The sequence below is a fragment of the Nostoc sp. NMS4 genome (genome assembly GCF_017115095.1).
Lineage (GTDB): Bacteria > Cyanobacteriota > Cyanobacteriia > Cyanobacteriales > Nostocaceae > Nostoc.
On record NZ_JABXKI010000387.1, the window covers coordinates 1 to 7,881 of the forward strand.

General features: G+C 37.7%; 8 protein-coding genes and 1 pseudogene. 4 read left to right on the plus strand and 5 right to left on the minus strand.

Going from position 1 to position 7,881, the window contains the following annotated elements:
* A pseudogene (locus tag HWQ37_RS32060) lies at window positions 1–369 on the plus strand (ISNCY family transposase); the annotation flags it as partial.
* A gap of 311 nt (window positions 370–680) precedes the next feature.
* Entirely contained in the window at window positions 681–803 is a 123-nt protein-coding gene (locus HWQ37_RS32065; RefSeq protein ID WP_292755018.1) for a hypothetical protein, read from the plus strand.
* A gap of 29 nt (window positions 804–832) precedes the next feature.
* Here the strand turns inward: HWQ37_RS32065 and HWQ37_RS32070 are convergent, their stop codons facing one another.
* Window positions 833–1,180 carry a hypothetical protein gene (locus HWQ37_RS32070; RefSeq protein WP_292755020.1) on the minus strand — a complete coding sequence of 116 codons (348 nt, stop codon included), beginning with the start codon at window positions 1,178–1,180 and terminating at the stop codon, window positions 833–835.
* A gap of 58 nt (window positions 1,181–1,238) precedes the next feature.
* On the opposite strand from HWQ37_RS32070, the gene HWQ37_RS32075 reads away from it, so the two are divergent.
* Window positions 1,239–1,922: an ATP-dependent Zn protease gene (locus HWQ37_RS32075; RefSeq protein WP_292755023.1), complete on the plus strand. Its 684-nt coding sequence runs from the start codon at window positions 1,239–1,241 to the stop codon at window positions 1,920–1,922.
* 111 nt (window positions 1,923–2,033) lie between these two features.
* On the opposite strand, the gene HWQ37_RS32080 is transcribed toward HWQ37_RS32075, so the two are convergent.
* The 4 genes from HWQ37_RS32080 to HWQ37_RS32095 form a co-directional block, all read right to left on the minus strand.
* Window positions 2,034–3,284, minus strand: coding sequence for a glycoside hydrolase family 10-like protein (locus tag HWQ37_RS32080; RefSeq protein ID WP_292755026.1), 1,251 nt, complete (start codon window positions 3,282–3,284; stop codon window positions 2,034–2,036).
* 426 nt (window positions 3,285–3,710) lie between these two features.
* The gene (locus HWQ37_RS32085) at window positions 3,711–3,998 is read right to left on the minus strand and encodes a hypothetical protein (RefSeq protein WP_292755029.1); all 288 of its coding nucleotides are present in this window, start codon (window positions 3,996–3,998) and stop codon (window positions 3,711–3,713) included.
* A 266-nt stretch (window positions 3,999–4,264) separates the two neighbouring features.
* A complete protein-coding gene (locus HWQ37_RS32090) occupies window positions 4,265–5,284 on the minus strand; it encodes a DNA cytosine methyltransferase (RefSeq protein WP_292755032.1) in 1,020 nt (339 codons plus the stop codon).
* 4 nt (window positions 5,285–5,288) lie between these two features.
* A complete protein-coding gene (locus tag HWQ37_RS32095; protein WP_292755035.1) occupies window positions 5,289–6,389 on the minus strand; it encodes a HindVP family restriction endonuclease in 1,101 nt (366 codons plus the stop codon).
* A 215-nt stretch (window positions 6,390–6,604) separates the two neighbouring features.
* On the opposite strand from HWQ37_RS32095, the gene bchI reads away from it, so the two are divergent.
* Window positions 6,605–7,729 (plus strand): magnesium chelatase ATPase subunit I, encoded by a 1,125-nt coding sequence (gene bchI, locus HWQ37_RS32100; RefSeq protein ID WP_292755038.1) that lies wholly within the window; start codon window positions 6,605–6,607, stop codon window positions 7,727–7,729.
* Window positions 7,730–7,881: the final 152 nt, after the last annotated feature.

The following is a 7,881-nucleotide window of genomic DNA, read 5'->3' on the forward strand; positions in this document are numbered from 1 at the left end:
ACTCAAGTCTCGAAGTTAATTGGTGTGAAGTAACTGTTATTAATGAGAAAACACAGAAAATTATCTACCAAAATAATTGGATAACTAATCATAAAATCACTGAAAATAATGTTGAAAAAATTGTTAAAGCTGGACGAAGTAGATGGAAAGTTGAGAATGAAGGCAATAACGTTCTGAAAAATCACGGTTATAATTTAGAGCATAACTTTGGTCATGGTGAAAATCATTTATGCGAGTTCTTATTGTCTTTAAATTTGCTATCTTTTTTATTTCATACTGTTTTAGATTTAGTTAATTACACCTATCAAAAGATTCGTGATTTATTAGTAACTCGGACTTCTTTCTTTAATGATATTCGTACACTGTTAAAATTTTTATGGTTTAAAGATTGGTCGGATTTTTTCTCCTTCATTCTGAGGGAATATGTCCCATTAAAAAAAGTAAATTCTAGTTAAAAAATGTCAATATCTTGAAAGAGGAGGAGAAAGTTATTTATCAATAAAAACTACAAAGTTGTTTAGAATTTCAACTGGATTTAAGGGTTGAAATCGATTTTTAATGGGCAGATTTTTAAAAAACTGTCTATCTCTAGTGTTGGATGATAATTATTTGTCAAAAAATGATGGTTCGACACAAGTTCTCTATTTAAACAAGAGAATTTTATCTGATTTTTTTTCAAAATGAGAATTGCTGCTCTAGAACAACGTGAGGCTGAAAAGATATGGATTTACCAAAAGCGCCAAGAACTTGAGCAAGTACAGAATCGGCTGCAAGTCATTCTCAGTAAATGCGCCATTGTTTAATCGCCTCCCTTTAGGTTCTACCTGAAAATTCAGACTGCATTGGGTTCGCGTTCTGGTTGTTGTCCTTGGGGATGGCGAAAGAATGTTTCGTCTTGGATACATCCATAGAATTCAGTCAGGGGATATTCTGGGGTTTCGGTTTGGGTTTCTGGTTGTAGGGAATCGATGAGGGTTTTTAGCAATGTCCAGCCTCGGCTAAGGTCGAGTTCTTCGGTGAGTTCAGCCAGGGGTGATTGACGGAAAAATTCTGAGAGTTTGGTGGGTTGGTCTGGGTGGGTGTTGTGTGTGGTCAGGCTTTGGGCAAGAAGTTGGATAATATACAGTTTATCGTTGCGGGAAAGCTGAAGGAGTTGTTGTTCGAGTTCTGCGATCGCCATGATGGGGTTTAAGTGGAGGATAATGAAGAAAGATTAAGCTGCACTCAGAAAACTCTCAATGAGCCAAACTAGCCTAAATTTAGTTGCAATATCTATCTTTCTCATGACCCTATCGGTACTGCTGGGGCCATTCTTAAATATATCACCGGCAGTACCAGCGATCGCTACCTTCACCATCTTAGGCATAGCGACATTAGATAGTTTCAGCTTGCAAGGCAAGGGTGGTACTATCTTTTTAGATTGGATAGCTGGTTTTTCAAAAGAACACCGCGATCGCATCATCCATCACGAAGCAGGACATTTCTTAGTTGCTTACCTGTTGGGTATTCCCGTTACCGGCTACACACTCAGCGCTTGGGAAGCCTGGAAACAGGGGCAACCTGGGCAAGGCGGCGTTAGCTTTGATGATCGCGAATTAGCATCTCAATTAGAAGCGGGTAAAATCACTGCCCAAATGCTAGACCGCTACTGCACTGTTTGGATGGCGGGTATTGCTGCTGAAACCCTAGTTTTTAATAATGCTGAGGGTGGAGGTGATGATAAAAACAAGCTGATAGGAGTCTTGACAATTTTAGGCTTTTCTGAATCAGCTTATCAACAGAAATTGCGGTTTCATGCCCTCCAAGCAAAAACTCTACTGCAAGAAAATTGGTCTAGCTACGAGGCTTTAGTTAATGCCATGCGACAACGCACTTCGGTAGAAGATTGTCGTGCTGAGTTAGGAGTAGGGAATGGGAAGTAGAAAGTTATATCAAGCTAGTAATGAAGAGTTTGTAGTAAGGACTTTAGTGCTTAAAAAAGAAGGACTAAAGTGCTTACTACAAACTCATTAACATCATCTTAAACAAAAAACTTATTCAGCTCTGGCGCGGAGTGCAGGAGATGGAAAAAGATTTTGAAATCCAGCTTGTCGCTCAGTTAAAGATTCTAGAGCATCGTTCCAAAGACTTTCATAATAAAAGAAGGTTACGCCTAGACCGCGTTCTTGGGCAGCCCGCACCTGAGACTTAATTTGCTGCATGGGAACTGGATTATTTCGTAACCCTGTCATAATGCCAACTCCAGTTGGAATTTTTTGTTGTGCTTCTTGAATTTCGGCGCGGGAAATATTCGCCACAAAACTTTTTAGATCGGGACGATAAATTTGCACAATTAACTCGTCTACAATATTTTGTCGCATCCAACTTAACCAATCTTGCAAGTGAAACTTGTAAGCAAAATCATAGTAATTAGGAGAAACAGAGAAAATCGCCTGGGGTTTTCTCTGCTTCACAGCTTGGTTAAGTTTTACCATGAACGCTGTAATTTTATCTGCCCGCCACTTTACCCATGCCGCATCTTGGGAATTTTTTGGAGGAGCATTCTTGGTTTCTTTGGTGTACAAAGCAATTGTATATTTGTCGTAACCAAATTCGTGAGGTAAACTCATGTGATCGTCAAACTGAATACCATCGGCATCATATTGAGTAATAGTTTCCAGCACAAGATTGGTGATGAACTGTTGCACTTGTGGATGGAACGGATTGAGCCACATCACCTCACCAGCAGCACTGTTTGAAGTTTGGCTACCATCCCGCTTTTGTGTGAACCACTCAGGATAATTCATTGTCAATTCTGAGGTTGGGGGAGCCATGAAACCAAACTCAAACCAGGGAATTACTAGCAATCCTTGGCGATGAGCTTGGGTAATGAGGTCTGCGAGAATATCGTGTCCATCTGAACCTTTGTAGACAAAAGGTTGAATACCTGCATGTTGTGCTAAGGCACTAGGATACATCACATAGCCAGAATTCCACACTACAGGATAGATTGTGTTGAAGTTCATCCGCCGCAGTTGACTCACTGCATCCTTTACTTTGTCTCGACTCTTAAGGGTATCAAAATCATTAGTGGTCATCCAAACCCCGCGAATTTCCTGACGGGGTATCTGTGCGATCGCACTGAAGCGCATACCTTCAACGATCGCAGGTGTAAAACTATCTACGAGTAATACCGTAACAAAGGATATTAAAATGAGAATCGGAAAAAGATACTTGAGCGATGTCTGACGACAAGGTGCTGTGCATCTACGCCGCCAAGTTTGAACAATAAAAGATGATTTCATAGATTTGAATGATGCATTAGCTACCCACACACGCCATTGTTAGTTTTTATAATTGAATCTACTAACCATATAGTTTACAAGTATTTATGCTTACTACAGGATTAATGAGTTGGTAGTTATTCGTTCCCTGCTTATGGAACTTTTGCACCAGAAAAACTAAAGCAGACAAATTAAGATAGTTGACGCAGCTAGTAAGCATTTGTGTCCAATAGATATTGGGCATTGGTTATACTCCATCTCTCTTTTGGACTTCCAAAAAATAAAATCACAAGTGTGTAGGAATGATAATCATTCATGCAGAAAGTCGCGCTAAGAACTTGATGTACACTTTGATAAATATAAGTTAAACTAATGAATAAAGTAAAAACACTTTGGGAGATTTAAACTATTGAATGAAATCTCCCATTTTATTTTAATAACTGATTTCTAATTTTTTTCGCTGATTCTATTAACAATACTGTTATAATCACGGAATTTGAAAAAAAATTTTATCGAGCGGCGAAGTTGTGATTTAGTATGATAGCTAAGTTCTTGAAAATTAGGCTGATGAGAAAGTTCAGCAATTGCATGGTCAGATGTCAGAAATAAGCTAACATTAATAAATCTATTTGCTCGTTTTAAGCGAGATATAACATCACGAGATGATCTAGCTTTAAGACCCACCTCATTTTCTAACCATTGTTTAAATTTATTTTCTTCCATTAAATTTTCCATACTCAACTTTTCTTAAATGACAATAATCTGATCCATAAAATTAAGTGGAATCTATTAGCTTAAAATTTTTATGCTTGAGGCGCGACACGATAAAAACTTTTACTTTATACTCAATAAATCATTTTCTTCGGACGTAGTTATTGATTTAACATTCATATTTAAATTTTCAAAATATGACTTCATGAATAACCTAGAGTAACATGCTTTGATAATATTAACAAATAGCTAATAAATTTAGTATATTAGCTATTACCTTGAGTAAACTTTTAAGAAAGATACATTTGTTCAATTTGTTGATCCGAACTGAATTCTAAAACATAAGTTTTTTCTATAAATTTTATAGATTTATTGGAATTATCTTTAATATATTCAAGAATACTTTGAGCAACATACTCTGCAAGCTTAACGGGGACAGCATTTCCTATCATTTGTTCAATATCTGTTTTTGTACCCTCAAAAATAAATGTTTCAGGGAATGTCTGCAAGTAGCTTCTTTCAATTGTAGTCAATGGGCGCAAGTTTTCTGTAACGCCGACTGGATCTTTAGGGTGTTTCTTATAGGTTTTAGGAATAGGACGATTAACTCCTCTTACTGTTGGGCTAGGTTCATCAATACTAAAAATTCCTCTTCTTTGGTAACTTCTTGGATGTCTGTAGTAATATTGAATTTCCAATTTATTTCCCAGATAATCTCTAATAGTCATTGGTTTATCTGCTAACCTTTTTTTCAGATAAGGTTTTAAACTTTCGTCTTTTCCTTGTAACTCTCCCAAGCAAAAAAATCTTTTTCGCTTTTGAGGTACACCGCACAGGCTAGCATCCAAAATTATTTCACTTAAACCATATCCAGCAGCTTTCAAGATTTGTCTAGCCTCTTTATATTTATTGCTTTTACGAAATAGGTCTACGTTCTCTATCACAAACCACTGAGGAAGAATACTTGTAACTATCTCAGAAAATACAATACTTAAATCCCCTCTTCCTAAATCTTCATCACGTTTTCCGGCACTAGAAAAGTCTTGGCAGGGGGGGCCACCAATAATAATTTCAGGACGCATTTCTTTAAAAACTTGATAGTTTTTATTCAAATTATTAAGATCGTAATCAAAAATTTTATGGCTAAAGTTTTTTTGATAAACATCTATAGCTGGTTTCCAGTTATCAAATGCTCCTATAATATTAAAACCAGCATTTTGAAAGCCTAAAGATAACCCTCCACAGCCAGCAAAAAGGTCTAAAACTCTAAGTGAAGAAGTTTTTGTTTCATCTCTATATTTTTCTTTCATACCTTTATATCTCTTTTAATTTTTCATCAAATATCTCAGGATTACTTAGGATAATACCATCAAATCTTCTCTCAGGACTTAAGTAATTTTGTCCTCCACCTAAGATAATATTCCCAATTTCTTCTTTCCTAATTCTAGGTTTAATCAATTCATCACAAATCATATAAGGGTGAGTATTTAATCCACTTAACGCAAAAGCTTTATCATTCTTAGTATGATACGTCATTATATCAATTATTGATCTGTGTGGTATTTTCCCATTTGTGGCAAACTCATATAACATTTTTGCCAGCCATATTACAGTTCGCGTATGACGTTGAATACTTTCTGTCCCCATTGGTAATCTTTTTGTAATATCAAAAAATAACCTAGTAAAACCAAAATCACTCCAAATAAATATATCTAAACAGTTTTGATATAATTTTGACGTTTTACCTACAGTTTTCCATACTGGCTGCATTACTAATGGAGATTGCATTTCTATATGATCATAAAGTAAATTGTCTAGACTTTCTGTCAATCTTGAAATATAAGGAAGCATATTACGAATACTAATCCAATCACTAATTTGACTACAAACAGGATCAAGATATTTAAGTATTTGTTCTCTATAATCTTGAAATTTGTCAGCAATACTTAATGTTAAATACACTATGGTATCTGGACGAGTAACAATTTCACAACCGTATTTATGATCGGGTAAGCGGCAAGTTGAATTATCTGGTAAGGCTGTTAATTTAATTTCTATACTACGCAAGCAAGTATCACCATTAAAAGTATTTAATGTAACTAAATCTACTCTTGGTAATCTTCCCACTACTAGTTTTCTATAAGGAAGATAATCGCTTTCAAATGCAAAAAATAAGTTGGAAGATAGTGGTGCAATACCAAAAATATCGGTTACATCAATTTTTTCATGTTTAATTTTTAGGTTTTTATCAAGAGTTAGATAAACTAGCTGTAGCCCTTGACTATGCATATAGCAAGCCAATGAAGCAGGAAAAGAATTATTGAATTGATTTTTTCCCCAACTATTAGCCTGAGAGAAATCCCTATTGGATCTAGCTAATCCAAAAAGACCAGGTTGTACTGTATTTTGATTCATTAGTTTCTTCGTTACATACTTATTTAAGTAGCATATTCTGCAATAAGTAATTTTGCAGGGACACAATATTATCTGTCATCAACTAAATTATTATTTTAATGGATACACGTAAAACAATGTGTTCAATAATACTTTTAAATTTACTAACCTATTCCACGCCCCACCTGTGTCACAATAAATAACTGTAATAAGAAAAATATTGTTAAGGTAATTTAGTGAGTCCAACTGATCAATCCACGGCAAGTGCGCGTCGCGTAGTATTTCCTTTTACGGCAATTGTGGGCCAGGAAGAAATGAAACTGGCGCTGCTATTGAACGTGATTGACCCCAAAATTGGGGGTGTAATGATTATGGGCGATCGCGGCACCGGGAAATCCACAACTATCCGGGCGCTGGCAGATCTGCTACCAGAAATTTCTGTGGTTGCTAATGACCCCTTCAGTAGCGATCCTAGCGACCCCGACTTGATGAGCGATGAAGTCCGCCAACTGTTAGAACAAGGGGCGGAAATTCCTGTAGCTCACAAAAAAGTCCAAATGGTAGACCTGCCTCTAGGAGCCACAGAAGACCGAGTTTGTGGCACAATCGATATCGAGAAAGCTTTATCTGAAGGTGTCAAAGCCTTTGAACCGGGACTGCTGGCAAAGGCTAATCGGGGCATTCTCTATGTGGATGAAGTCAACTTACTAGATGACCACCTTGTAGACGTGTTACTCGACTCCGCTGCCAGTGGATGGAACACTGTCGAACGAGAAGGTATCTCTATCCGTCATCCAGCGCGTTTCGTGCTTGTGGGTTCTGGAAACCCCGAAGAAGGCGAACTACGCCCCCAACTACTCGATCGTTTTGGGATGCACGCAGAAATTCACACAGTCAAAGAACCAGCCTTGCGGGTGCAAATCGTGGAACAACGGGCGGATTTTGACCAAAATCCTCCAGTATTTCTCGAAAACTACAAACCCCAGCAAGAAGCATTGCAAGAGCAAATTGTCAATGCTCAACAGCTTTTGCCGGAAGTGAAAATTGACTACGATCTGCGGGTGAAAATTTCTGAAGTCTGTTCAGAACTGGATGTAGATGGTTTGCGGGGTGACATTGTTAGTAACCGCGCCGCCAAAGCCTTGACAGCTTATGAAGGACGCACTGAAGTTACAGTTGATGATATCCATCGCGTAATTACGCTATGTTTGCGTCACAGACTGCGGAAAGACCCCTTGGAATCGATTGATTCTGGCTACAAAGTCGCCAAAGTGTTTAGCCGCATCTTTGGTGTCGAACTACCAGAAAGTGACACTGCACAAAAGAACGGCACAGGTCAAAAGTTAGGGGCTAGGGGGTGAACTACTCCGCCGTAAGACGGACGGAGCTTCCCAATTCATCGGGAATAGCCTCCAGGACTTCGTAGTACTTAGAAAGTCTGACATTCCCTCCTCTTGTCAGGAGTCCTGGTTCCCAAGACCCAAATCTTTCTCTTGCGACACTTACCTATACA

What these genes read in the sequence shown, in the direction of transcription:
- HWQ37_RS32095 (WP_292755035.1), bottom strand. Translation starts at nt 6,389, where the DNA reads ATGAATCAAAATACAGTACAACCTGGTCTTTTTGGATTAGCTAGATCC.
- HWQ37_RS32070 (WP_292755020.1), bottom strand. Translation starts at nt 1,180, where the DNA reads ATGGCGATCGCAGAACTCGAACAACAACTCCTTCAGCTTTCCCGCAAC.
- HWQ37_RS32090 (WP_292755032.1), bottom strand. Translation starts at nt 5,284, where the DNA reads ATGAAAGAAAAATATAGAGATGAAACAAAAACTTCTTCACTTAGAGTT.
- HWQ37_RS32085 (WP_292755029.1), bottom strand. Translation starts at nt 3,998, where the DNA reads ATGGAAAATTTAATGGAAGAAAATAAATTTAAACAATGGTTAGAAAAT.
- HWQ37_RS32075 (WP_292755023.1), top strand. Translation starts at nt 1,239, where the DNA reads ATGAGCCAAACTAGCCTAAATTTAGTTGCAATATCTATCTTTCTCATG.
- HWQ37_RS32080 (WP_292755026.1), bottom strand. Translation starts at nt 3,284, where the DNA reads ATGAAATCATCTTTTATTGTTCAAACTTGGCGGCGTAGATGCACAGCA.
- HWQ37_RS32065 (WP_292755018.1), top strand. Translation starts at nt 681, where the DNA reads ATGAGAATTGCTGCTCTAGAACAACGTGAGGCTGAAAAGATATGGATT.